Raw genomic sequence first — 23,578 nt, 5'->3', positions numbered from 1 at the left:
GCCGCGCCGTCGCGTACGCCACGCCGTCACGTACGCCGCCCCGAGTCGACCCGGACCCGCAGGGGAGCCATGTCCGAGACGCTGCCCTCCGCACCCGCCGAGGACGCCGGCCGAGCGTCCGCCCCGCCGCTGCCCCGGCAGGTGCGGATCGGCTACGGCCTGGGATCGCTGGGCACCGGCACCTTCGGCACGGTGCCGGGCCTGATCCTGCTCTACTACCTCACCAATGTGCTGGCCGTCCCGGCGGCCGTGGCGGGCGCGGCCGTCTTCCTCCCCAAGGCGTGGGACGTGCTGGTCAACCCCCTGGTGGGCGCGGCCGCCGACCGCAGCCGGCTCCAGGGCGGCTCCCGGCGGCCGTTCCTGCTGGCCGGGGCGCTCACGCTGCCGCCGCTGTTCGCGCTGGTCTTCGCGGCGCCGCCGCTGCGCGGGGCCGCCGCCGCGGGCTACGTGGCGGTGCTCTTCCTGCTGGCCGCCACCGCCTACGCCGTCTTCCAGGTGCCGTACGTGACCATGCCCGCCGAGATGACGGACGACGCCGGCGAGCGCGCCCGGGTGCTGGGCTGGCGCGTGGCGTTCCTCGGGGTGGCGATCCTGTTGTCGGGCGCGCTGGCCCCCGCGGTCGCCCACGGATACGGCGACACGCCCGCGAGCTACCGGCTGATGGGGGCGGTCGTGGCGGTCCTTCTGCTGGTGGGGATGCTCGGCGCCTGGCGCTTCACCCGGCACGCGCCGTCGGTCGCCCGCAGCGAGTCGGAGGCTTCGCTGTGGGCACAGTTGGCGGCGGCCCGCGACAACCGGCCGTTCCTGTTCCTGGTGGGCATGTGGACGCTGCAGGCGCTCGCCGTGGGGATCATGCTGGCCGGGGTCCAGTACTTCGCCACGTACACCCTGGGCTCGGCGGGGGCCGTCACCCCGCTGTTCGTCTGCATGATCGGCCCGCTGGTGCTGGTGATGCCGTTGTGGAACCGGCTGGCCCGGGTGCGCGGCGTGACGTACGCGCAGTGGTGCGCCTCGCTGCTCTTCGTGGCCGGTGCCGCCCTGCTGGCCCTGACCCCGTACGCGGGGCCGGGGCTCGGCTACCCGGCGGTCGCCGCCGTCGGGATCGCCTACGCGGGGCTGCAGTTGCTGCCGCTGACGATGCTCGCCGACACCCTGGCCGCGGACGCGGTCCGCACCGGGCGGCGCAGGGCGGCCACCTTCACCGGGCTGTGGACGGCCGCCGAGACGCTGGCGTTCGCGCTGGGCGCCGGGGCCTTCGCGCTGGTGCTGGCGGTGAGCGGGTTCCGTTCCTCGGACGCCGCGCACCACGTCGACCAGCCGGACTCGGCCCTGACCGGCATCACCGCCGGCATGAGCGTGCTGCCCGCGGTGCTCGCCGCCGCGAGCCTGTGGCTGCTCCACCGCTACCGGGACGACCCCGTGGACTCCGGCCCGGCCCCGCAGACCCCCGACCGCACCGACCCGCCCGAGGACACCGACGACCATGCCCACTGAGCCCGTTCCCTCCCCCGCCCTCCCCCAGGGCCGCCCCGCCGGCGAGGTGCTGGCGCAGCTGCGTGAGCTGTGCGCGGACGACGCCCCCACCCGCGGCGGCCGCACCTTCGCGTACGTCTACGACTCCGGGCTGTCCGGCGTGGACGAGCTGGCCGCCTCGGCGTACGCGGCGTTCGCCACCGTCAACGGGCTGGACATGACGGTCTTCCCCAGCGTCGCCCGGCTGGAGAACGACCTGATCGCCGCCGCCGTGGCCCTGCTGGGCACGCCCGGCGCCCAGGGCACCTTCACCAGCGGCGGCACCGAGTCGATCCTTCTGGCCGTGAAGACCGCCCGGGACCACGCCCGCGCGGTGCGCGCGGTGACCGCGCCGCAGCTGGTCCTGCCCTCCACCGCGCACGCCGCCTTCCACAAGGCCGCCGCCTACCTCGGTCTGGAGACCGTGGTGGTGCCGGTGGACCGGGACACGCTGCGGGCCGACGCGGCGGCCGTGGCGGCCGCGATCACCGACCGCACGGCGCTGGTGGTGGCCTCGGCGCCCTCGTACGCCCACGGAGTGGTCGACCCGGTCGCGGAGATCGCCGCCGCGGCGGCCGGCCGCGGCGTGCTCTGCCACGTCGACGCGTGCATCGGCGGCTGGCTGCTGCCCTACCTGCGGCGCGCCGGGCGGGACGTGCCGGCCTTCGACCTGTCGGTGCCCGGGGTGACCTCGCTCTCGGTGGACCTGCACAAGTACGGCTACGCCGACAAGGGCGCCTCCGTGGTGCTCTACCGGGACGCCGAACTGCGCCGCCACCAGTACTTCGCGCACGCGGGCTGGCCGGGCTACCCCGTGGTCAACCCCACCGTGCAGGGCACCAAGTCGGCCGGGCTGCTGGCCCAGGCGTGGGCCGTGCAGCGGCACATCGGCGAGGACGGCTACCGCGCGCTTGCCGAGCGCACCGCCGCGGCCGCCGACCGGCTGCTGCCGGGGCTGCGCGCCGTCGAGGGCGTGCGGGTGCTGGGCGATCCCCAGGCCGGGCTCGTCGCGTTCACGCTGCTCGGCGCCGACGGCACGCCGGACCTGAGCCTGCTGCTCCACCTCGCCGACGAGATGCGCGAACGCGGCTGGTACCTGCAGCCGCAACTGTCCTTCGACGGGCTGCCGCCCAATCTGCACCTGACCCTGACCCCCGCGGCGGCGGGTCTGGTGGACGCGCTCCTCACCGACCTGGACGCGGCGTTGAAGGCGGCCCGCGCCCTGGACCCGGTGACGGTGGACCCGGCGGTCGCGCAGTTCGCTGCGGAACTCGACCCGGCCACCCTCGGGCCGGAGGAGGTGGAGGCGGTACTGGCCTTCGCCGGCATGGGCGACGGCACCGGGCTGCCACGCCGCATGGCCCCGGTACTGGCGCTGCTCGACGTACTGCCCGTACCGCTCAAGGAACGGTTGCTGACGGAGTTCGTCGGGGCGGTCTTCCGCGTCTGACGGCGCGGGCGCTTGCCGGCGGACGGCCCGGTCCGCCGGGCGGCACGGGACCCCCGGCGCCTCGCGGACGTGACGGCCCGGACGGCGCCTGGGAAGGCCGGGCGGTGGGCGAGTTCGCGCGGCGCGTACGCGTCCGCAGGGTCCTCCGAGTCGGCCGGACCCGCCACGCGGCGAACCGCCGCCCGGCGTCTCGGGCCCCGTGCCCGGGAAATGCCAGGAGGCACCCCCGCCCCGCGCCGCGGCGGGGAGCCGTCCCGGAAGGCCGCGCGGCAGGCGCGTTCGCGTGACACGCACGCCTCGGCGGGACCCACGGAGCCCGCCGGGCCGGCCGTGCGGCGCAGTACCACGGCCGCACCGATCGCGAGGGGGACGCCAGGGGCCTCAGGTCTCCGCGACGGAGCGGCACGACGCGCCCGCGCCCTGCGCGGGAGCACCGGCCCTCCACGAGGGTCGAGGCGGCCACAGCCGCGCAGTCCGCAAGGTCGGCACGTCCCTGTCGGCGCGGCGACGCCACCGCGAACCGGGCGCGCCCAGGAGACCGGCCCGGTGGGCGAGTTCGCGCATGCCTCGGGGGGACCCTTGGAACCGCACACGGCGACGGCGCGGCGCAGCGCCTCCGCGGAGGCCGCGACGGCGCCGCAGAGGACCGCGGGCCCCTCGCGGCCGGTCAGTACCCGGAGTACGCCCGCCGCAGCGAGCGGGGGACCGGCGAGCAGGGCACTCCAGGACGCCGAGACGGTGAGCGAGTTCGCGAAGCGCACACGCGTCGGCGGCCGCGGGCCCTCACGGCCGGTCAGCGCCCAGCGGGCGTCCGCCGCCCCCGCGCGCGGACCTCGAGAATCCGGACGCCGCCCAGGAGGCCTGCCCTGGCTGGCGAGTTCACGCGACCGCACGCCTCCGCGCGGCCCATGCAACCGGCCAGGGAGACCCCAATGGACGCAGTGCATGCGGTCGGCCCAGCGCTGACCCGTCGCCGGTCCCTCCAAGGCGGTCGAGGCGGCCACCGCCGCGCAGACGGAACCGGCTGGCCGCGCGGCGGTCAGCGTTCGCGGCCGCGGGGCTTGAGGGGGGTCGCGGGGAGCTCCGGGGCGAGGAGGCGGTCGCCGTCGTAGCCGTGCACGGTGCCGAAGGCGCTGCCGGAGTTCCACTCCTCGCGGGCACGGGCGATCTCCTCGCCGTCGTGGGCGACGAAGTTCCACCACATGACGAGCTTCTCCTCGAACGGCTCGCCCCCGAGCAGCATCAGGCCCGCGTCGGTGTCCGCGCGCAGGGGCAGTCCGGTGCGGCCGCAGCCCAGGTAGAGCATCGAGCCGGCCTCGACGGGCACCCCGTCGACGTCGGCCCGGCCGGACATCGACAGCACCGCGTACTCGAAGTCCCGCTCCAGCGGCAGCGTCACGTCGGTGCCCGCGGCGAGGGCGAGGTCGGCGCCGACGAGGGGCGTGTGCACGGTGCCGGGCGAGGCCGCGCCGTCCACCTCGCCGAGGATCACCGTGGCGGTGAGCCCTTGGCCGCCGTTCAGCACCGGCAGGTCGGCGTGGTGCTCGAAGGCGGGCTCGCGGTGCCGGGCCGCGTCCGGGAGGGCGACCCACAATTGGGCGCCGTGCAGGAGGCGGGCGTGCTCGCGCGGGGACTCCTCCGAGTGGGCGATGCCCCGGCCCGAGGTCATCAGGCCCAGTTCCCTCGGCCGTACGGTCTGCAGGCTGCCGAGGGTGTCGCGGTGCAGCACCTCGCCCTCGTGGAGCCAGCTGACGGTCTGCAGCCCGATGTGCGGGTGCGGGGGCACCTGCATGCCGGGCTGGTCGGCGACGTCGTCGGGACCGTAGTGGTCGACGAAGCACCAGGCGCCGACCATGCGGCGGCCGAGGTTGGGCAGCAGACGGCGTACGACGCTGCTCTCGCCGAGCGGCACGAGGCGTCCGGTGAGCAGGTCGTGGACGGGCTTCGCGGACACGTCCTCACGCCCGCCGCACGTGGCGGGCGCGGGATGGAGGTCGAGGTTGCTCATGGCGCGATCATGCCTCGCGGCGCTGCCCGGGTACGAGCACCGCGGGGATGTCGGCCTCCAGCCCGCGCAGGTACTCGCCGAGCCCCTTGGCCTGCGGGTCGGGGCGGGTGGAGGCGGCGACGCCGTCGCCGAGCAGGCCGTGGACGACGAAGTTCAGGGCGCGCAGGTTGGGCAGCTCGTAGCGGCTGACGGCGAGTTTGGCGGTCTCCGGGAGCAGGGCGCGCAGCCGTTCGACGTCCAGCCAGTCGCGCAGCCAGCCGTAGGCGGCGTCGTCGCGGGCCCACAGGCCGACGTTGGCGTCGCCGCCCTTGTCGCCGGAGCGGGCGCCGACGAGCAGGCCCAGCGGGGCGCGCACGGTGCGGCCCTCGGCCGGCCGGGCGGGCGGGGCCGGGGGCTGCGCGGGGACGCGTACCGACGTGACGGGCGGGCGCGGCACGGGGACGCGGGTGCCGTCCTGCAGCACGACCTCGGGATGGACGAGGGCGGCGGGGACGAGGGCCGGCCAGTGGACGCCGTACTCGGTGGGCCTGGGCGAGAAGTGCTCCATGTGCAGCCCGGGCGCGGTGGACAGGCCCGTGCCGACGACGGCGCCGAACAGGGAGCGGCCGACCTTGTCCTTGTCGGGGTCCTTGACGGTGAGGGTGAGCCGGGCGCCGGTGGCGGTGGGTTCGGTGCGGACGTCGTACGTCTCGAAGCCGGACGGGCCGCCGGTCGCGTCGAGCAGGGACGCCTCGGCGAACCGGACCTTGGCCTCGATGTCGGGGCCGGTGAGCACGAAGGTGGCCGTGTTGCGGTAGCCGCCATGGTGGTTGAGGCACACCTTGAGGGTGTCGGGGGCGGGTTCGCCGCGGGCGCCGGAGACCAGGACCCGGTCGGGACCCTCCTGTTCCAGGGTCACGGTGTCGAAGCGGGTGACGACGTCGGGGTTGAGGTAGGCGGGGCGGTCGATCTCGTACAGCAACTGGGCGGTGACCGTGTCGACGGTGACCGCGCCCCCGGTGCCCGCGTGCTTGGTGATGACGCTGGAGCCGTCGGGCCGCAGCTCGGCGAGGGGGAAACCGGGGCGCACGGGCCGTTCGACCTCGGTGAAGAAGGAGTAGTTGCCGCCGGTGGCCTGGGCCCCGCACTCGATGATGTGCCCGGCGGTGACCGCGCCGGCGAGCCGGTCCCAGTCGTCGGTGGCCCAGTCGAAGGCCCAGGCGGCGGGTCCGACCACCAGGGAGGCGTCGGTGACGCGGCCGCAGATGACGACGTCCGCCCCGGCGCGCAGCGCCTCGGTGATGCCCCAGGCGCCGAGGTAGGCGTTGGCGGTGAGCGGGCGCACGTCCGCGTCGGCGAGCGGGAGTCCGGTGGCCAGGTGGGCGAACGGATGGCCCTCCTGCTGGAGTCCGGGCAGCCGGTCGAGCAGGTCGTCGCCCTCCAGGTGGGCGACGGAGGGGCTCAGCCCTGCCAGAGCGGCCAGTTCGCGGAGTTTTCCGGCGAGACCTGCGGGGTTGAGCCCGCCCGCGTTGACGACGATCTTGATGCCGCGGTCCAGGCAGGTGGCGAGGACGTCGCCCATCTGGGCCAGGAAGGACAGGGCGTAGCCGGCCTCGGGGTCGCGCTGCCGGGCCTTCCAGAGCAGCAGCATCGTCAGCTCGGCGAGGTAGTCGCCGGTCAGTACGTCGATCGGGCCGCCCTCGACCATCTCGCGGGCGGCCGACAGGCGGTCGCCGTAGAAGCCGGAGCAGTTGGCGATGCGCAGGGTCTCACGTCGCTGGGTCATGTCCCTCGCCGTCGGCGGTGTCGGTGTTCAGATGTGGGCGTTCGAGATGTGGGCGTTCGAGATGTGGGTGGGGGTGGTGCACGTGTGGGGCGGTCAGGCGGCCGTCGCGCGCAGCGACTCGACGTGGCGGCGGATCTCCTCCGGCGAGAGGTAGATGTCGGTGACCTCGAAGTCCTTCAGCGCGGCCGGCCTGCGGGCCTGGAAGCCGGTGCGGACGAAGTCGTCCCCGGCGACGGCGTTGAGGAACCAGCCCGCGGCGGCACGGAAGCGCGCGGGGAAGGTGCGCAGCGCACCGAGGTGGTAGCCGCGGGCGACGACCTGCGCGGGGAGGCCGCTGAGCGGGATGCCGAGCGGCTTGGAGACCGCCTCGACCCCGCCGAGGTCGACGACGAGCCCGAGGTCCTTGTGCCGGTACGGCTGAAGGGGGCGGCCGCGCAGTGCCGCGACGACGTTCTCGGCGACGGCCTTGCCCTGCCGCATGGCGTGCTGGGCGGTGGGCGGGCAGACCGCGCCACCGCCCACGTCGAGGTCGGGGACGGCGGCCGAGTCACCGAGGGCGAAGACCCCGTCGGCACCGGGGATGCACATCTCGGGGTCGGTGACGAGCCTGCCCTTGACGGTCTCGGTGCCCAGCGTGGCCACCAGGGGGCTGGAGACGACGCCGGCGGTCCAGATGAGGGTGCGGCAGGGCAGCTTGCGTCCGTCGGTGAAGGTCACGGTGTCGGGGGTGACCGCGGCGACGGACACGCCGAGCGAGACCTCGACCCCGCGCTCGCTGACGATCTGCAGCGCCTTCAGGCCGAGCTTCTCGCCGAGTTCTGGCATCAGGCGGGGCGCGATGTCGATCAGGTGCCACTTGATGAGGGCCGGATCGAGGCGCGGGTAGCGCTTGGCCGCCGCCGTGGTCAGCCGCTGCAGGACCGCCGCCGTCTCGGTGCCCGCGTAGCCGCCGCCGACGACGACGAACTGCAGCCGCGACTCACGCTCGGCCTGGTCCGTGGTGGCGGACGCCAGGTCCAGCTGGGCGATGACGTGGTCGCGGATGTACGCCGCCTCGGCCAGGGTCTTCATGCCGCGGCCGTACTCGCTGAGGCCGGGGATGTCGAAGGTGCGGGTCACGCTTCCGGGGGCCAGCACGAGGTAGTCGTACTCCCTGACGAGCTCCTCGTCGGTGATCTTCTTGATGACGACGGCCTTGGCGGCCGGGTCGACCCCGATCGCCCGCCCGGGTATGACCTCGCTGCGGTGCACCATGCGGCGCAGCGGGACGGCGACCGCCTGGGGGGTGAGCACGCCGGCGGCGACATGCGGGAGCAGGGGCAGGTAGAGCTGGTGGCTCCAGGGCGTGACCAGGGTGATCTCGGCCTCGTCCTGGGTCAGCCGCCGCTCCAGCCGGTGCACGCACTCCATGCCCGCGAAGCCGCCGCCGACGACCAGGATCCTGGGTCGCTTCATCACTCGCCTCCCGTAGGACCGTTCGGGGCCCGTTTCCCTACCCGCGGCGTGTGCGGATACGCCTCCGGCCACGCTCGCACACGCCTCGTCGCGGCGCGAACGGAGCGGCGGCGCCCGCGTGCGGCACGCTACCGGCCCGGGCGTGCGCGGATGAAGGGTTCCGGCGGACCGGCCCCGGGGTCCGGGGCGCGGTCCGGCGGCCCGCCGGTCACACCCCCGCGCGGGGCGTGAGGCGGCAGCGGGCCGGTCCGCGGGCCTGGAGGGTGATGCCGGCGCCGAGGGGGACGTCGTGGTCGACGGCGGTGAGTTCGTGGCCGCGCAGCAGCACGGCGAGGGCGAGCACGGACTCCAGCAGGGAGAAGTGCCTGCCGATGCAGGCGCGGGGGCCGCCGCCGAAGGGGAGCCAGGCGTAGCGGTGGCGGGTGGCCTCCGCCTGCGGGGTGAAGCGGCCGGGGTCGAAGCGCCCGGGCTCCGGCCAGTGGCCGGGGTGGCGGTGGATCACCCAGGGGACGACGATGACGTCCGCGCCGGCCGGGACGAGGTGGCCGCCGACGCGGGTGGCGGCGACCGAGCGGCGGCCGATGACGGGCGCGGCCGGGTACAGGCGCATGGCCTCCTTGAGGACCGCCGTGAGGTACGGCAGGGCGTCGAGGTCCGCGGCCGCCGGGACGCGTCCACCGAGGACGCGGTCGATCTCCTCCCGGGCCCGGGCCTGTGCCTCGGGGTGACGGGCGAGCAGGTGCAGGGCGAAGGCGAGCGAGGTGGCGGTCGTCTCGTGGCCGGCGAGGAGGAAGATCAGCACCTGGTCGCGGATCTCGGCGGGGTCGAGGGGACGTCCGTCCTCGTCCCGGGCCGAGGCGAGCAGGGAGAGCAGGTCCTGGCCGTCACCGCCCTCCGCGCGGCGGCGCTCGATGATCGCGTCGCAGACCGCGTACAGCTCGGCGGTGGCGGCCGCCGCCCTCCGGTTGCCGGGGGTCGGCCAGTGGCGGGGGGTCCGCACCGGGGCGAAGCCGCGCCGCCGGACGTAGTCGTTGACGACCGGCATGCGGCGGCGGACGGTGTCGACGGCCGGCTCGATCGCGCCGCCGAACAGGACGCGGGCGATCGTGCGGAGGGTGAGGCCGTGCATCTCCTCCAGGACGTCGACGGTGCCGTCGGGCGCGTGGTGCCAGTCGGCGACGAGGGCGGCGGCCTCGGCGGTGACGGCGCTCGCGTAGCCGTCGACGCGGCGCGGGGTGAACAGCGGCTGCAGCAGCCTGCGCTGCCGCTGGTAGTCGGCGTCCTGGCTGGTGAGGAGCCCGTTACCGAAGGACTGCCGGACCTCCTCGTAGAACGGGCTGTCCTTGCGGAAGCCGGCCGCTTCGGTCGCCAGCACCTGCTGGGCGCCCTCGGGTGAGAACACCGCGTGCACCTCGGCGCGCAGCCCCGGTGGGCCGGCGCTGAAGCGGACGAGGTCCCCGTGGTCGCGCCGCGCGCGCTCGTAGGTGTCGAGGGGCTCGCGCAGCAGGTCGAACATCGACCCGAGCAGCGGCACCCCCGCCGGGCCCGGCACCTTCGTGTGAGCGGTCGTCATGACCCCGATTCTGCGCGCGTACGACGGCGCCGGGGCCCGGGCCGGGGAGCTTGGCCGGAACCCGCCCCGGGGCCGATCATGGGGGCGCGTACCCGGCCCACGGGCACGGCGAAGGACGGGAGGCACCATGGCGGACGCTCCGCGCTCGGCGGACGAGCTGCTGGACATCGTGGACGAGCAGGACCGCGTGGTCGGCCGGGCGACGCGCGGCGAGGCCACCGCGCGCGGCCTGCGGCACCGCTGCGTCTTCGTCCTGGCCAGGGACGGCGAGGGGCGCGTGTTCGTGCACCGCCGCACCGCGGAGAAGCTGGTCTTCCCCTCCCTCCACGACATGTTCGTCGGCGGTGTGGTGGGCGCGGGCGAGGAGTACGACGACGCGGCGCTGCGCGAGGCGGAGGAGGAGCTGGGGGTCTGCGGTCTGCCGCGTCCGACGCCGCTGTTCAGCTTCCTGTACGAGGGGACGGGGGCGGCGGCGGGTCACACCTGGTGGTCCCGGGTGTACGAGGTGCGCTGCGATCCGCCGGTCGTACCGCAGGCCGAGGAGGTCGCCTGGTACGACTTCGTGACGGAGGAGGAACTGGAACGCCTCCTGCCGGAGCGGGAATGGGTGCCCGACGGCCTGGAGGCCTGGCACCGACTGCGCGACTGGCGACGACGAAGGTGACGCTGATCAGCAGCGCCCAGGCGCCGAACTTGGCGAGGGACACCGGCACCCAGCCGTGCTCCTGGTCGGGGTAGCGCCAGGCGCCGACGTAGGTGGCGGCGTTCTCCGCGACCCAGAGGAAGAAGCCGATGAGGACGAAGGAGAGCGCCAGCGGCATCCGCAGGCGCACCCCGTCGACCGTGAAGTGCACCCAGGTGCCCGCCGTCGTCCAGAGCAGCAGGACGGCCAGCAGCCACCGCGCGTCCGGCAGCCAGTGGTGGGTGAAGAAGTTGAGGTAGACCGCCGCGGCCAGGATCGTCATGGCGCGGCGGCGGTAGCCGGTCAGGCCCAGCTCGAACAGCCGCCAGGCCGCGCACACGTAGCTGCCGACGGCGGCGTAGAGGAAGCCCCCGTACAGCGGGACGCCGCCGAACTTGGTGAGCGCGGGTTCGGGGTAGCTCCAGGAGCCCAGGTGCACCTTGACGAGTTCGAAGAGCAGCCCGACGGCGTGGCACACCGCGATGACGGCGACGTCACGGCCGCGCTCCCAGCCGCAGGCCCAGAACAGCGCGCTGAGCGCCACCCCGTAGCAGAGCAGCAGGTCGTAGCGGGCGACGGGCAGCGGCGGCAGCAGCCGCGAGCCGGCCACGCCCGCCATCAGCGCGACGGCGAAGGCGCAGCAGCGTGCCTCCGTCCAGCCGAAGAGCACGAGCCGGCGGACGCCAGTGACGATCGGTCCCATGGTGAGGGGGACACCGCCGGGCGCCGCCCCGGTTCCGGGCGGGTCCGGAGCGTTCAGTCCAGGGAGCGCAGGGCGGTCCCGACGGCGTCCTCAACGAAGGCCCGGCCGAGGCGGGCCCGGCCCACGACGCGCAGGCCCTGGACGAAGGTGGTGAGGAAACGGGCCAGTTCCACCGGGTCCTTGTCGGCGGACAGCTCCCCCCGGGCCTTCGCCTTCTCCAGCGCCGCCGCGAGGGCGGACTCCAGCAGGCGCATGGTGACGGTGACACGGTCGACGGTGTCGGGGTCGTCGCCGCGCTCGGTGGCGGCGTTGACCAGCAGACAGCCCCGTTCGGGGTCCTCCAGGTCGGCCTCGACCATCTGCTCCAGCGCGGTGCGGACGGCGGGGCGGACCTCGTCCGCGTTCTCGAGCAGTTCGACGAGCCCGCCGGCGTACCGGGAGCAGTAGCGCTCCAGGGCGCGGGCGTAGAGCTTGTCCTTGGAGCCGAAGGCGGCGTAGAGGCTGCCGCTGCCGATGGAGAGCTCGGCCAGCAGGTCCTGGAGCGACGTCGCCGCGTAGCCGCGGCGCCAGAACAGGTCCATGGCACGGTCGAGGGCCTGGTCGATGTCGAACTCCCTGGTGCGCGCCATGGCGCGAGCGTACCATTTCTGGATCAGTTGATACACTACGGCGGCCGGAGGCCCGTCCCAGGACGCGCCCACCGCGATGGCGCTCGGTACTGTGGGGCCGTGATCAAGCATGTGCGGGCCGCGGCCGGGGCGGTCGCCCTCTGGTTCGCCCCGGCACGGGTAGGGACCGAGGGGACGACCCCGGACTACCGCTTCTCGCTGGCCAACGAGCGGACCTTCCTCGCCTGGCTGCGCACCGCGCTCGCGCTGGTGGGCGGCGGCTTCGTGGTCGACCAGTTCCTGCGGGACCTGCGCCGGCCGGTCCGGGTGACACTCGCGGTGGTGCTGGTGGTCGGCGGCGCGATGTGCGCGGTCCGCGCGGTGAACCACTGGGTGCGCTGCGAGCGGGCGATGCGGCGCGGGGAGGACCTGCCCGTCTCGCGCTTCCCCGCCCTGCTGGCGGTGCTGGTGGCCCTGGTGGCCGTGGCGATGCTGCTCACGGTGACGCTGGGGTGGGCGGGCTGATGACCGCCCCTGGCGGCGACACCCCGCGGGACCCGGGCCTGCAGCCCGAGCGGACCCGGCTGGCCTGGCGGCGCACCACGCTGGCCTTCGCGGTGGCGGCGCTGCTGGCCGGACGCGAGGCGGTGCTGCACGGGGCGCCGCCGGCCGGACTGCTGGGGCTCTCGCTGTGCACCCTGGTGTGGCTGGCGTTCACCGTCACCGCCCAGCGGCGGATCGCCGCCCTGGGCTCCGCGCGGCCCGCCGCGATGACGCCGGGGACGGCGGCCCGGGCTGTGCTGAGCGTCCTGGTCCTGGCCGTCGCGGGCGCGCTGCTGGTCTTCCTCACGCCCCGCTGAGGGCGTGCACGTCCCGGCGGGGGGCGGCCCGCCCGTGGGCCGACGCTTGAAGACGTCAAGCTAATGATTTACCATTTCAAGCTTTTGAGTACACTCGCAGACATGAGCGCCCCGACCGCCGCGACGACCGCGCAGCCCACCAAGATCGAGCTGCTGGAGCTGCTCGCCGCCATCGGCACCGCCCAATGGCAGGACTTCGCCGCCGCGGCCGCCCGGCACGGGCTGACCTCCATGCAGGCCAAGGTGCTCGCCCAGCTGGGCGGCCCGGTGCCCATGCGCGGCCTGGCCGAGCGGCTGGTGTGCGACGCGTCCAACGTCACCGGCATCGTCGACCGTCTCGAGGCGCACGGCTTCGTCCGCCGCGAGGTGAGCGCCAGCGACCGCCGGGTCAAGAACGTCGTGGCCACCGATCTCGGGCGCGAGACCATCCGCCGCGTCCGCGACGAGATGCAGGCCACCCACGGGGCGCTGGACACCCTGGACGCGGCGGAGCAGGCGGCCCTCTACGCACTGCTGGAGCGGCTCCGCCCGGTCATGGAGGCACGCGGCAAGGACCGCTAGGCCTCAGGCCCGGCGCCGGCCGGGCCGGGCGCGGGAACCGGCACGAGGACGGGAGCGGGGCGGCTTCAGGCCGCGCAGTGGGGCGACGAGGGCGCGGACCTCGCGGTCCGCGTAACCGGGTTCCCCCGCGATCACCCGCACCAGTTCCTCGCGCACCGGGCGTCCGCGCCCCGCCTGGACCAGGGCCAGCGATTCGGCCAGCGCCGCCGGGAGGTCCGGTCCGTGCCAGGGGTCCGCGGCGTACGCGTCGAACCAGCGCGGCGGCGGGAAGGAGGGCTGCAGCTTGGCCTGCTCGTTCCCGAGGTACGACCACACCCAGGGGTCAAGGGACACCCCGACGACGTGCCCGGCCGGCAGGGCCCGGGCCCAGCCGCCCGCCGTGTGCTGCTGCCAGCGCCAGGTGTGGGGGCTGGTCCGCCGGCGGGCCGTCACCCCGACGAAGCGCAGCTTGCGCCGGATCACCGGCCACGGCTCGCGGCTCTCGCGCACCCAGTCGGCGAGGGCGGCGAAGAGCGTGTCGTAGGTGCCGCCCTCGGAGACCAGGTCGACCAGTGCCACCGGCCGGGTGCGGCGGGCCAGGGCGTGCGGCGCGAGCCCGGCGCAGGCGAGGTGCTCGCGCAGGCGGGCCGTGTGGGCGGGCGCCGGAACCGGGCTCAGGCGCAACGACAGTGGCAGGCGCAGCAACCGCCCTTCCCGGGACGAGCCTTCGAAGGCGCCGGTCAGCAGGTCGTACATGCTGTCCAGGGAGCGGCCGACGAAGCACAGGTCGGCGCCGCCCATGCGGGCGAGCACCTTCCCCGTGCACGCGGCCAGTTCGGGGAGGTACCACAGGCGGGGGCGCGCGGCGCCCTCGGTCAGGGTGCCGAGCCGGTCCGGCGGCGCACCGTCGCGGGCGCGCGTCAGCACCCAGCGGTACGGCTGGGGCGGCGGGGCGGCCGGCGCGGTGGTCATGATCCCCAGTGCACCACCCCCATCTCCGCCGGTCACCTGGTTTTCGGTCCGCCGAAACGTTCCGCTTGACGTGTCTCGAACATAGAGTCGCCCTGGGCGTCACGCGGCGTCCGGCGGGGTGACGGAAAGAGCAGAGCGGTGAGGTGCGAGCGATGTTCCTGATCACCGGGATCCCCGCGGCGGGGAAGTCGACCGTGGCGCAGGCACTGGCCGAGCGACTGCCCCGCTCGGCGCACGTCCGGGGCGACGCGTTCCGGCGGATGATCGTCGGCGGGCGGGCCGAGGCGCTGCCCGGCGACGGCTCGGGGGACGTCGCGGGCCTGACCGAGGAGGCGCTGCGGCAACTGCGGCTGCGTCACTCCCTGGCGGCGGCGAGCGCGGACGCGTACGCGGCGTCAGGGTTCACCCCCGTCCTGCAGGACGTCATCCTCGGCGACGAACTGCCGCGCACGATAGCCCTGTTGCGCACCCGGCCGCTGCACGTCGTGGTCCTCGTCCCCTCCCCCGAGGCGATCGCCGCCCGCGAGGCCGGCCGGGCCAAACGGGCCTACGGCGCATGGACACCCGCTGACCTCGACCGCGCCCTGCGCGCGGGCACCCCTCGGATCGGCCTCTGGCTGGACACCTCCCGCCAGACCCCGGAGGAGACCGTGGACGCGATCCTCCGCCACGCCGGGCCCACCGGCTGACCCCGTGCGGTCAGGGGGCCAGGACGTCCAGTTCGCGCAGCGCGCCGAGGCAGATCTCGCGCATCAGGCGCTCCGCGGACCGCGCGTCGCGGGCGCGGACGGCCTCGGCCACCCGGACGTGGAGGGTGACCGCCTCGGGGTCGGGGGCGCTGAACATGACGTGGTGCTCGGTGCGCCCGGTGAGCACCTCCGCGACGACGTCGCCGAGGCGGGCGAACATCTCGTTGCCGGACGCGGTGAGCATCACGCGGTGGAAGGCCACGTCGTGCACCAGGTACTCGGCGAGGTCGGCGGCCCGTCCGGCCGCGGCCATCTCGGCGGCGAGGACGGTCAGTTCGCGGCACTGCTCCGGGCTCGCGGCGGCCGCCGCCAGAGCGGCGGCGACGGGCTCCACGGCGGTGCGCAGCATGGTGAGCGAGCGCAACTGCCGGGGCCGGTCCGCGCCGGCGAGGCGCCAGCGGATGACGGCCGGGTCGAAGACGTTCCACTCCTCGGTGCGGCGCACCGTGATGCCGACCCGGCGCCGCGACTCGACGAGGTGCATGGCCTCCAGGACGCGTACGGCCTCGCGGACGACGGTGCGGGAGACGCCGTACTGCCGCTCCAGCTCGTCGATGCGCAGCACGGTGCCGGGCGGGTACGCGCCCGAGGCGATGGCGGGGCCGAGTTCCGCCAGCACACGGGCGTGCAGGCCGCCGTGCTCTCCGTGCCGATCCATGGGCGACAGCCTATGCGGGGATTCCTTCGTATGACGATTTCATCTCAGGCACTTGAATAAGTAGTACCTATGGCGTTTCCTGGGGCGGTCATGCGGACGAGGAGGTACCTGTGATGACCGAGGCAGGCCCGGAAGGCCCGCACCGCCCCCTGGTGGTGGTGATGGGCGTGTCCGGTTCCGGCAAGTCCACCGTCGGGGGGCTGCTCGCCGAGCGGCTGGGCGTCCCCTACGCCGAGGCGGACGACTTCCACCCGCCCGCCAACATCGCCAAGATGTCGGCCGGGCACCCGCTGGACGACGAGGACCGGGCGCCCTGGCTGGACGCCATCGCGGCGTGGATCGTCGAGCGCGGCGACCGCGGCGGCGTGGTCAGCTGCTCGGCGCTGCGGCGCCGCTACCGCGACCGGCTGCGCCGGGACACCCCCGGGCTGTTCTTCCTCCACCTCGACGGGTCCGAGGAGCTGATCTCCGCGCGCCTGGCGGCGCGGATGGAGCACTTCATGCCCGCGGGCCTGCTGCACTCCCAGTTCGCGACGCTCGAACCACTGGAGCCCGGTGAGGCCGGTGCCGTCGTCCCGGTCGACGGCGGTCCCCAGCAGATCACCGAGCGCGCCCTGGCCGCCCTCCCCCGCTGAACCCCCTCCCGACCATCCGTCCTCCCCTTCCCCCCACCCCCTCTCCCCCCACGGAGTAGAACGTGTCTGCACTCAGCGCCGAGTTGCTGGCCGCGGCGCCGGCGGCGACGGAGCCGATCACCAGCGCGGGCGACACCCAGCTCGCCCTCGCCGCGCTCGCCGGCATCGCGGTGATCGTCCTGCTGATCACCCGCTGGAAGATGCACGCCTTCCTCGCCCTCACCATCGGCACCGGTGTCCTCGGTGCCGTCGCGGGCGCCCCCCTCGCCAAGACCATCACCAGCTTCACCACCGGCCTCGGCACGACCGTCGCCGGCGTGGGCGTCCTCATCGCGCTCGGCGCGATCCTCGGCAAGCTGCTCGCCGACTCCGGCGGCGCCGACCAGATCGTCGACACGATCCTCGCCAGGACCAGCGAACGGCGGCTGCCGTGGGCGATGGCGCTGATCGCCGGCCTGATCGGGCTGCCGCTCTTCTTCGAGGTCGGCATCGTGCTGCTGATCCCGGTCGTGCTGCTGGTGGCCCGGCGCGGCAACCACTCCCTGATCCGGATCGGCGTCCCGGCACTGGCGGGTCTGTCCGTGATGCACGGACTGGTGCCGCCGCACCCCGGCCCGCTCGCCGCGATCGACTCCATCCACGCCGACCTCGGCACCACCCTCGCGCTCGGCGTGCTCGTCGCGCTGCCCACCGTGGCGATAGCCGGCCCGCTCTTCGGGCGGTTCGCCGACCGCTGGGTGAAGGTCACCCCGCCCCAGCACCTCACCCCCACCCGGGCCTCGGACGACCTGGAGAAGCGTCCGGGCTTCACCGCCACCGTGGCCACGATGCTGCTGCCGGTGGTGCTGATGCTCGGCAAGGCGCTGGTGGACGTCCTCGTCGACGACCAGGGCAGCCTGGTCTTCCGGATCTTCGACGTCATCGGCTCGCCGCTGATCGCCCTGCTGTCCGCCGTGGTCCTGGGCATGTTCACCCTGGGCCGGGCGGCCGGCTTCACCAAGGAGCGGATCTCCACGACGGTGGAGAAGTCGCTCGGCCCGATCGCCGGCATCCTGCTGATCGTCGGCGCGGGCGGCGGCTTCAAGCAGACCCTCATCGACGCCGGCATCGGCAACATGATCCTGAACTGGTCGGACGGCTGGAACATCTCGCCGCTGCTGCTGGCCTGGCTGATCGCCGTCCTGATCCGCGTCGCCACCGGCTCCGCCACCGTGGCTACCATCTCCGCCGCGGGTCTGGTCGCGCCGCTGGCCGAGGGCATGACCTCGACGCACGCCGCGCTGCTGGTGCTCGCCGTCGGCGCCGGCTCGCTGTTCTTCTCGCACGTCAACGACGCGGGCTTCTGGCTGGTGAAGGAGTACTTCGGGATGAACGTCCCGCAGACCCTGAAGTCCTGGTCCGCCATGGAGACCGTGATCTCCGTCGTCGGCATCGTCTTCGTCCTGCTGCTCTCGCTCGTCTTGTAGGCGACGCCCCCGCGTCGCCGTCCGGACGCCCTTCCCTGATACGTTCCATGCGTCTGACCAGGGAAGGGCGTCAATATGTCACAGCTGCACACCGAGCACCCGTTCACCGTGGAGGTCGCTCCCGGGGTCCACGCCTACGTCCAGCCGGACGGGGGCTGGTGCCTCAACAACGCGGGCTGGGTGACCGACGGGCACACGACGCTGCTGGTCGACACCGCGGCCACCGAGCGCCGTGCCCTGCTGCTGCGCGAGGCCCTCCTCGCCTCCGGCGCGCCGATGCCCGCGCACGTGGTCAACACCCACCACCACGGTGACCACACCTACGGCAACGCCGTCTTCGCGGAGGGGGCCCGGATCGTCGGGCACTCCGCATGCGTCACCGAGCAGGTCGCGGCCGGGCACCAGCTCCACGCGATCTGGCCGGACGTGGAGTACGGCGAGGTGCCGGTGCTCCCGGCGACGGTCACCTACGAGGACCGGCTGACCCTCCACGTCGGCGAGGAGGAGGTCCAGCTCCTGCACCCCGGGGTGGCCCACACCCTCGGCGACACGATCGTCTGGCTCCCGGGGCGCAAGGTCGTCTTCACCGGCGACCTGGTCTTCAACGGCGGCGCCCCGTTCGTCCCCATGGGCTCGCTGGAGGGCTCGCTGCGTGCCCTGGAGGTTCTGCGCTCGCTCGACGCCGAGGTCGTCGTGCCGGGGCACGGCGGCATCTGCGACCCCTCGGTCTACGCCACCGTCGAGGGCTACCTGCGCTTCGTGGCCGAACTGGCGGCCGAGGGCCACAAGGCGGGACGGACGCCGATGGAGGTCGCGCGGGCGGCCGACCTCGGCGAGTTCGCGACGCTGCGCGAGCCGGAGCGGCTGGTCGCCAACCTGCACCGCGCGTACGCGGAGCTGGACGGCCTGCCGCTCGGCTCGCCGCTGGACCTGATGCCCGTGATCACCGACATGGCCGTGCTGAACGGCGGCCGGATCCCGGAGTGCCTGGCCTGAGGCCCGCCCGGGTCACCAGCGGCGGGCGACCCAGCCGGGCTCGGCCTTGCGCATGGCGGCGGCGTCGTCGCGCTCGTGGAAGGTGCCGTCGTCGTCCAGCCAGCGCCGGTGCAGGGCGTCCAGGGCCGTACGGTCCACTTCCACCCCCAGGCCGGGGGCGTCGGAGACGGGCAGCCGGCCGCCGCGGAACTCGTGGCGGCGGGTGATGACGTCCTCGGTCTGCCAGGGGTAGTGCGAGTCGCAGGCGTGGTGCAGCCCGGGCACGGTGGCGGCGACATGGGTCATGGCGGCCAGGCTGATGCCCAGGTGGGTGTTGGAGTGCATCGACAGGCCGACCCCGAAGGTGCGGCAGATGGTGGCCAGTTCGCGGGTGTTGCGCAGCCCGCCCCAGTAGTGGTGGTCGGAGAGCACGATCTGGACCGCGTCCTTGGCGAAGGCCTCGGCGATCTCGGGGAAGGTCGTCACGCACATGTTGGTGGCGAGCGGCACGTCGGTGCCGGCGGAGACCTCGGCCATCAGGGCGGTGCCCGTGGCCGGGTCCTCCAGGTACTCCAGGACGTCGCCGAGCTCCCGCGCCACGTGCAGCGAGGTCTCCACCGACCAGGCGCCGTTGGGGTCCAGCCGCAGCGGCTGCTCGGGGAACGCCTCCGCCAGGGCCCGTACGGCGGCGATCTCCTCCTCCGGCGCGAACACCCCGCCCTTCAGCTTGAACGAGGTGAAGCCGTGCTCGCGCACCAGCCTGCGGGCCTGAGCCACCACCCCGGCCGGGTCCAGCGCGGCGTCCCAGTCGTCCTTCTCGCCCTGGCCGCCGGGGTGTCCGGCCCAGCGGTAGAAGAGGTAGGCGCTGTAGTCGACGGTGTCGCGGACCTTCCCGCCGAGCAGGGCGTGCACGGGCAGCCCGAGCACCTTGCCGAGGGCGTCCAGGCAGGCCACCTCGAAGGCCGAGACCACCGAGAGCAGCAATTTGTCGGCGGTCTGGACACCGCGCAGTCCGCCCGCGTCCACCGCGTCGGAGGTCCCCTCGGGGGGCGCGCACACCAGCGCCGCGAGCGACGGCAGGTTGTTGAGGTCGTCGACGCGGCAGCCCGGCAGGGCATCCGCCAGCTGCCGGGCGGGTTCGAGGTAGCGGGTGTCGCCGTAGGTCTCCCCGACGCCGCTCACCCCGCTCGCGGTGGTCACCTCGACGATCAGGCGTGGGGTGTAGGGCTGGTGCACGCCTTGGGTGTTGAGCAGCGGCGGGTCGGAGATGAGGACGGGGGTGAGACGCACCCCCGTGATCGTCAGGTCCCTGTGCTGTGTCACTGCACGCCACCCCTCGCGTCATCCCGTTCACATATGTGAATTCCATACGTCTACCAGAACGCGACCCTAGGCGGCGTCCGGATGTCCGTCAAGAACGCGCAGGTCGGCGGCGCTACGCCGGTCCGCCGCACGGCGCCGGGACCCAGTCCGGCAGCGGCTCCAACGCCGCACGCCAGTCGGGCGGCAGCGAGGCGACACCCGTCCGGGCGGCGATGACCCCGCCGGCGATGGCACAGGTGGTGTCCATGTCGCCGAGCCCGGCGACGGTGTGCCACAGGCCGCCCTCCAGGTCGTCCAGGTGCCGCGCGGCGCACCACAGCGCGAAGGGGACGGTGTCGGGCGCCGAGACCCCATAACCGGAGCCCAGGACCTCGGCCGCGTGCCGCACCGAGGTGCCCTCGGGGAAGCGGCCCGCGGTGCGCAGGCCGGAGCGCACGTCGCTGTCGGGGAGCCGGTCGGCCACCGCCGTCAGCAGGTCCTCCGGGGCCGGGCCGCCACGGCTGCGGGCCGCGAGCGCGGCGGCGAGCGCCACGGCGACGGCTCCGGCGGCGGCCTCGGGGTGGTGGTGGGACACGGCCGCCTGCGCGGCGGCGGCGCGGGCGGCACCCTCCAGGTCGGCGGCGAGCCACGCACCCAGCGGGGCGACCCGCATCGCGGCTCCGTTGCCGTACGAGCCCTGCCCGCCGAACTGCCCGCCCACGACGTCCGCCCAGGGCTCCCCGGCGCCGATGCGGCGCAGGACGTCGTGCATGGAGGGGCCGTACTTGCGATACGGGTCGGCGGCGTACGTCGCGGCGAGACCGGCCGCGAGGGCGTCCTGCCCGACGGTTCCGCCGTGCGCCTCGAGGTGCCCGAACAGCGCCAGGGCCTGGGCGGTGTCGTCGGTCCAGTACCAGGGAACGTCCTCGGGGGTGATCCGCCGCGCGATGCCGCCCTCCCGCTCCTCGCGCGGGACGAAGAACCAGCGGTCGCCGAAGGCGTCGCCATGGGCCAGTCCGTACAGCGAGTCGAGGGCGGCGGGCGGGATCATGGCGTCAGTCTCGCAGCGCCGGGAACCGTGGGCACCTGGTTTTCGCGGCGGACGGGGCGGCGGACTGGACGACATACCGACTGGTCGGCATGATAGCCGGGACAGCTTTGGCAGTGGCGAGGAGCAAGGATGAGCGGGACGGAGAACCCACCGGGACTCGACCTGGAGCGGCTGCGGCGGCACCTCGACGCCGAGCGGCCCGGGCTGGTGGCGGGCGCGCTCGACGGCGAGCTCATCGAGGGCGGCCGGTCGAACCTGACCTACGCGGTGACCGACGGCGTCTCCCGCTGGGTCGTCCGGCGCCCCCCGCTCGGCCACGTCCTGGCGACGGCGCACGACATGACCCGTGAGCACCGGGTCATCAGCGCCCTGCACGACACCCCCGTCCCCGTCCCGGGGGCGGTGCTCCTCTGCGAGGACCCCGAGGTCATCGGCGCGCCGTTCTACGTCATGGACTTCGTCGAGGGCACGCCCTACCGCACCGAGGGACAGCTCGCGGCGCTCGGGCCGGAGCGCACCCGGGACATCGTGCTGCGGCTGGTGGACACCCTGGTGGCGCTGCACGCCGTGGACCCGCAAGCGGTGGGACTGGACGACTTCGGCAGGCCCGAGGGCTTCCTGGAGCGGCAGTTGCGCCGCTGGGGCAAGCAGCTCGACGCCTCGCGCAGCCGCGAGCTGGCGGGCATCGACGAACTCGCGGCGCTGCTCGGCACACGCCTGCCCGCCTCCGCGCCGGCGGCGGTCGTGCACGGCGACTACCGGCTCGACAACGTCCTGATCGGCGCCGACGACACCGTCCGGGCCATCCTCGACTGGGAGATGTCCACCCTCGGCGACCCGCTCACCGACCTCGGGCTGCTGCTCATGTACAGCGAGCTGCGCCCCACCCCCGGCACCCCCGTCTCCGTCACCGGTGGCGCGCCCGGCCACCCCTCCCCCGCCGAGCTGGTCGAGCGCTACGCGGCCGGCTCCGGCCGGGACGTGTCCTCGGTCGCCTGGTACACCGCCTTCGCCTACTTCAAGCTCGCGGTGATCCTCGAGGGCATCCACTACCGCTACACCCTCGGCCAGACCCTCGGCGCCGGCTTCGACCGGATCGGCGCCCTGGTCCCGGCCTTCATCGACAACGGCCTGCGGACGCTTCAGGAAGGCTGAGCCATGGATTTCGCGTACGACGCCAGGACCGAGGAACTGCGCGAGCGGCTGCTCGCGTTCATGGACGAGCACGTGTACCCGGCGGAGCCGGTCTTCCACCGGCAGCGCGAGGAGGCCGAGGGAGAGGCCGTGTGGTCGGCGCCGCCGGTCGTGGAGGAACTGAAGGCCATGGCGCGCGAGCGCGGACTGTGGAACCTCTTCCTCCCCGGCGAGCGCGGCGCCGGGCTCACCAACCTCCAGTACGCGCCGCTGGCCGAGATCACCGGCCGCAGCCCGCACCTCGCCCCGCCGGCCCTCAACTGCGCCGCGCCGGACACCGGCAACATGGAGGTGCTGAGCGAGTTCGGCAGCGAGGAGCAGCGCAAGACCTGGCTGGAGCCGCTGCTCGCCGGCGAGATCCGCTCGGCCTTCGCGATGACCGAGCCCGACGTCGCCTCCTCCGACGCGACCAACATCGAGACGCGGATCGAGCGGGTCGGCGACGAGTACGTCATCAACGGCCGCAAGTGGTACATCTCCGGCGCGATGAACCCTCGGTGCCAGATCTTCATCGTCATGGGCAAGACCGACCCGGCCGCGGACCGGCACCGCCAGCAGAGCATGGTCCTGGTGCCGCGCGACACCCCCGGCCTCGAAGTGCGCCGCGGCATGCGGGTGTTCGGCTACGACGACGGCGACCACGGCGGCCATGCGGAGGTCGTCTTCCACGACGTGCGCGTCCCCGCGGAGAACCTGATCGGCGAGGAGGGCGGCGGCTTCGCCATCGCCCAGGCGCGGCTGGGCCCGGGCCGCATCCACCACTGCATGCGGCTGATCGGCATGGCCGAACGGGCGGTGGAGCTGATGTGCCGGCGTGCCACGGGGCGTGTGGCCTTCGGCAGGCCGCTGGCGGCGCAGGGGGTCGTCCAGGAGTGGATCGCCGAGGCCCGGGTGGAGATCGAGCAGCTGCGGCTGCTGGTGCTCAAGACCGCCTGGCTGATGGACACCGTCGGCAACCGGGGCGCCCACACCGAGATCCAGGCCATCAAGATCGCCACCCCGGAGAAGGTCGGGCTGATCCTCGACCGCGCCATCCAGCTGCACGGCGCGGGCGGCGTCAGCCAGGACTTCCCGCTGGCCGAGCTGTACGCGGCGGCCCGCACCCTGCGGCTGGCCGACGGCCCCGACGAGGTCCACAAGCGCTCCCTGGCCCGCCGTGAACTGAAGCGGTACGCCGAGAACGCCTGACGCGGCACGCAGGACGACGGCTCCCCCGGGCTCCTGCCCCCGGGGGAGCCGCCCCCGCGCGGTGCGGATTCCGCCCAACCGGTGTCACGGCCGCCGCCGGACGCGCGGGCGGCACGCCCCCGGGGCCGATCCTCCACCTCGGTCCGTCCGCGCGCCGGCCCGCGTCGCGTGACGTCCGAACCCCTGGGCGTACCCCTCGGCGACCGCTTCGGCGAGCGGGGGCACGGCTGCG

The 23,578-nt window shown here is 74.3% G+C and carries 21 protein-coding genes and 1 pseudogene; 12 read left to right on the top strand and 10 right to left on the bottom strand.

The features are described from left to right. Positions 1–69: 69 nt before the first annotated feature. Both ACFYYN_RS28755 and ACFYYN_RS28750 read left to right on the top strand, forming a co-directional pair. Positions 70–1,494, top strand: a complete 1,425-nt coding sequence (locus ACFYYN_RS28755; protein WP_500548078.1) for an MFS transporter — start codon at positions 70–72, stop codon at positions 1,492–1,494. Further along, positions 1,484–2,962, top strand: coding sequence for a pyridoxal phosphate-dependent decarboxylase family protein (locus ACFYYN_RS28750; RefSeq protein WP_500548077.1), 1,479 nt, complete (start codon positions 1,484–1,486; stop codon positions 2,960–2,962). Before ACFYYN_RS28755 ends, ACFYYN_RS28750 begins: the two co-directional genes overlap by 11 nt. Before the next feature lie 1,039 nt (positions 2,963–4,001). On the opposite strand, the gene ACFYYN_RS28745 is transcribed toward ACFYYN_RS28750, so the two are convergent. From ACFYYN_RS28745 to ACFYYN_RS28730, 4 genes are all read right to left on the bottom strand, one after another. Next, the gene (locus tag ACFYYN_RS28745) at positions 4,002–4,970 is read right to left on the bottom strand and encodes a pirin family protein (RefSeq protein WP_500548076.1); all 969 of its coding nucleotides are present in this window, start codon (positions 4,968–4,970) and stop codon (positions 4,002–4,004) included. Between the two features lie 7 nt (positions 4,971–4,977). Beyond that, complete coding sequence (locus ACFYYN_RS28740; RefSeq protein WP_500548075.1) at positions 4,978–6,735, bottom strand: acyclic terpene utilization AtuA family protein; 1,758 nt, start codon at positions 6,733–6,735, stop codon at positions 4,978–4,980. A gap of 93 nt (positions 6,736–6,828) precedes the next feature. Next, complete coding sequence (locus ACFYYN_RS28735; RefSeq protein ID WP_500328405.1) at positions 6,829–8,190, bottom strand: NAD(P)/FAD-dependent oxidoreductase; 1,362 nt, start codon at positions 8,188–8,190, stop codon at positions 6,829–6,831. A 208-nt stretch (positions 8,191–8,398) separates the two neighbouring features. Next, positions 8,399–9,763: a cytochrome P450 gene (locus ACFYYN_RS28730; RefSeq protein WP_500548074.1), complete on the bottom strand. Its 1,365-nt coding sequence runs from the start codon at positions 9,761–9,763 to the stop codon at positions 8,399–8,401. A 127-nt stretch (positions 9,764–9,890) separates the two neighbouring features. Here ACFYYN_RS28730 and ACFYYN_RS28725 point away from each other — a divergent pair, with 127 nt between their 5' ends. Next, positions 9,891–10,427, top strand: a complete 537-nt coding sequence (locus ACFYYN_RS28725) for an NUDIX hydrolase (protein ID WP_500548073.1) — start codon at positions 9,891–9,893, stop codon at positions 10,425–10,427. Here the strand turns inward: ACFYYN_RS28725 and ACFYYN_RS28720 are convergent. Together ACFYYN_RS28720 and ACFYYN_RS28715 are read right to left on the bottom strand one after the other, a co-directional pair. Then, positions 10,378–11,148: pseudogene (locus ACFYYN_RS28720) on the bottom strand (DUF817 domain-containing protein); the annotation flags it as partial. The gene ACFYYN_RS28725 and the pseudogene ACFYYN_RS28720 overlap by 50 nt on opposite strands. A gap of 53 nt (positions 11,149–11,201) precedes the next feature. Further along, positions 11,202–11,777, bottom strand: a complete 576-nt coding sequence (locus ACFYYN_RS28715) for a TetR/AcrR family transcriptional regulator (protein WP_500548072.1) — start codon at positions 11,775–11,777, stop codon at positions 11,202–11,204. A gap of 99 nt (positions 11,778–11,876) precedes the next feature. Between ACFYYN_RS28715 and ACFYYN_RS28710 the strand changes: the two genes are divergently transcribed. The 3 genes from ACFYYN_RS28710 (at position 11,877) to ACFYYN_RS28700 (ending at position 13,177) form a co-directional block, all read left to right on the top strand. Continuing rightward, positions 11,877–12,281 (top strand): YidH family protein, encoded by a 405-nt coding sequence (locus ACFYYN_RS28710; protein WP_500548071.1) that lies wholly within the window; start codon positions 11,877–11,879, stop codon positions 12,279–12,281. Next, complete coding sequence (locus ACFYYN_RS28705; RefSeq protein WP_500548070.1) at positions 12,281–12,616, top strand: DUF202 domain-containing protein; 336 nt, start codon at positions 12,281–12,283, stop codon at positions 12,614–12,616. The genes ACFYYN_RS28710 and ACFYYN_RS28705 overlap by 1 nt, the downstream gene beginning before the upstream one ends. A 102-nt stretch (positions 12,617–12,718) precedes the next feature. Continuing rightward, a complete protein-coding gene (locus ACFYYN_RS28700; protein WP_500328415.1) occupies positions 12,719–13,177 on the top strand; it encodes a MarR family winged helix-turn-helix transcriptional regulator in 459 nt (152 codons plus the stop codon). A gap of 3 nt (positions 13,178–13,180) precedes the next feature. Here the strand turns inward: ACFYYN_RS28700 and ACFYYN_RS28695 are convergent, their stop codons facing one another. Further along, positions 13,181–14,128, bottom strand: coding sequence for a hypothetical protein (locus tag ACFYYN_RS28695; protein ID WP_500548069.1), 948 nt, complete (start codon positions 14,126–14,128; stop codon positions 13,181–13,183). Between the two features lie 152 nt (positions 14,129–14,280). On the opposite strand from ACFYYN_RS28695, the gene ACFYYN_RS28690 reads away from it, so the two are divergent. Beyond that, positions 14,281–14,817 (top strand): nucleoside/nucleotide kinase family protein, encoded by a 537-nt coding sequence (locus tag ACFYYN_RS28690; protein ID WP_499510995.1) that lies wholly within the window; start codon positions 14,281–14,283, stop codon positions 14,815–14,817. Positions 14,818–14,827: 10 nt separating this feature from the next. Here ACFYYN_RS28690 and ACFYYN_RS28685 read toward each other — a convergent pair whose 3' ends face one another. Next, positions 14,828–15,535, bottom strand: coding sequence for a FadR/GntR family transcriptional regulator (locus ACFYYN_RS28685; RefSeq protein ID WP_500548068.1), 708 nt, complete (start codon positions 15,533–15,535; stop codon positions 14,828–14,830). A gap of 113 nt (positions 15,536–15,648) precedes the next feature. On the opposite strand from ACFYYN_RS28685, the gene ACFYYN_RS28680 reads away from it, so the two are divergent. From ACFYYN_RS28680 to ACFYYN_RS28670, 3 genes are all read left to right on the top strand, one after another. Beyond that, positions 15,649–16,170, top strand: coding sequence for a gluconokinase (locus ACFYYN_RS28680; protein ID WP_500328421.1), 522 nt, complete (start codon positions 15,649–15,651; stop codon positions 16,168–16,170). Positions 16,171–16,232: 62 nt separating this feature from the next. Then, positions 16,233–17,636 carry a GntP family permease gene (locus ACFYYN_RS28675; RefSeq protein ID WP_500548067.1) on the top strand — a complete coding sequence of 468 codons (1,404 nt, stop codon included), beginning with the start codon at positions 16,233–16,235 and terminating at the stop codon, positions 17,634–17,636. A 75-nt stretch (positions 17,637–17,711) separates the two neighbouring features. Further along, positions 17,712–18,632, top strand: a complete 921-nt coding sequence (locus ACFYYN_RS28670) for an MBL fold metallo-hydrolase (protein WP_500548066.1) — start codon at positions 17,712–17,714, stop codon at positions 18,630–18,632. Between the two features lie 12 nt (positions 18,633–18,644). Here the strand turns inward: ACFYYN_RS28670 and ACFYYN_RS28665 are convergent, their stop codons facing one another. Both ACFYYN_RS28665 and ACFYYN_RS28660 read right to left on the bottom strand, forming a co-directional pair. Continuing rightward, a complete protein-coding gene (locus ACFYYN_RS28665; RefSeq protein ID WP_500548065.1) occupies positions 18,645–19,934 on the bottom strand; it encodes a glucarate dehydratase family protein in 1,290 nt (429 codons plus the stop codon). Positions 19,935–20,046: 112 nt separating this feature from the next. Continuing rightward, the gene (locus ACFYYN_RS28660; protein WP_500548064.1) at positions 20,047–20,964 is read right to left on the bottom strand and encodes an ADP-ribosylglycohydrolase family protein; all 918 of its coding nucleotides are present in this window, start codon (positions 20,962–20,964) and stop codon (positions 20,047–20,049) included. A gap of 129 nt (positions 20,965–21,093) precedes the next feature. Here ACFYYN_RS28660 and ACFYYN_RS28655 point away from each other — a divergent pair, with 129 nt between their 5' ends. Continuing rightward, positions 21,094–22,119 carry a phosphotransferase family protein gene (locus tag ACFYYN_RS28655; protein ID WP_500548063.1) on the top strand — a complete coding sequence of 342 codons (1,026 nt, stop codon included), beginning with the start codon at positions 21,094–21,096 and terminating at the stop codon, positions 22,117–22,119. A 3-nt stretch (positions 22,120–22,122) separates the two neighbouring features. Next, positions 22,123–23,346 carry an acyl-CoA dehydrogenase family protein gene (locus ACFYYN_RS28650; protein ID WP_500328430.1) on the top strand — a complete coding sequence of 408 codons (1,224 nt, stop codon included), beginning with the start codon at positions 22,123–22,125 and terminating at the stop codon, positions 23,344–23,346. Positions 23,347–23,578: the final 232 nt, after the last annotated feature.

Source organism: Streptomyces sp. NPDC001902 (assembly GCF_042891295.1).
Classification (GTDB): Bacteria; Actinomycetota; Actinomycetes; order Streptomycetales; family Streptomycetaceae; genus Actinacidiphila.
This window is presented reverse-complemented; position numbering and strand designations above follow the sequence as displayed.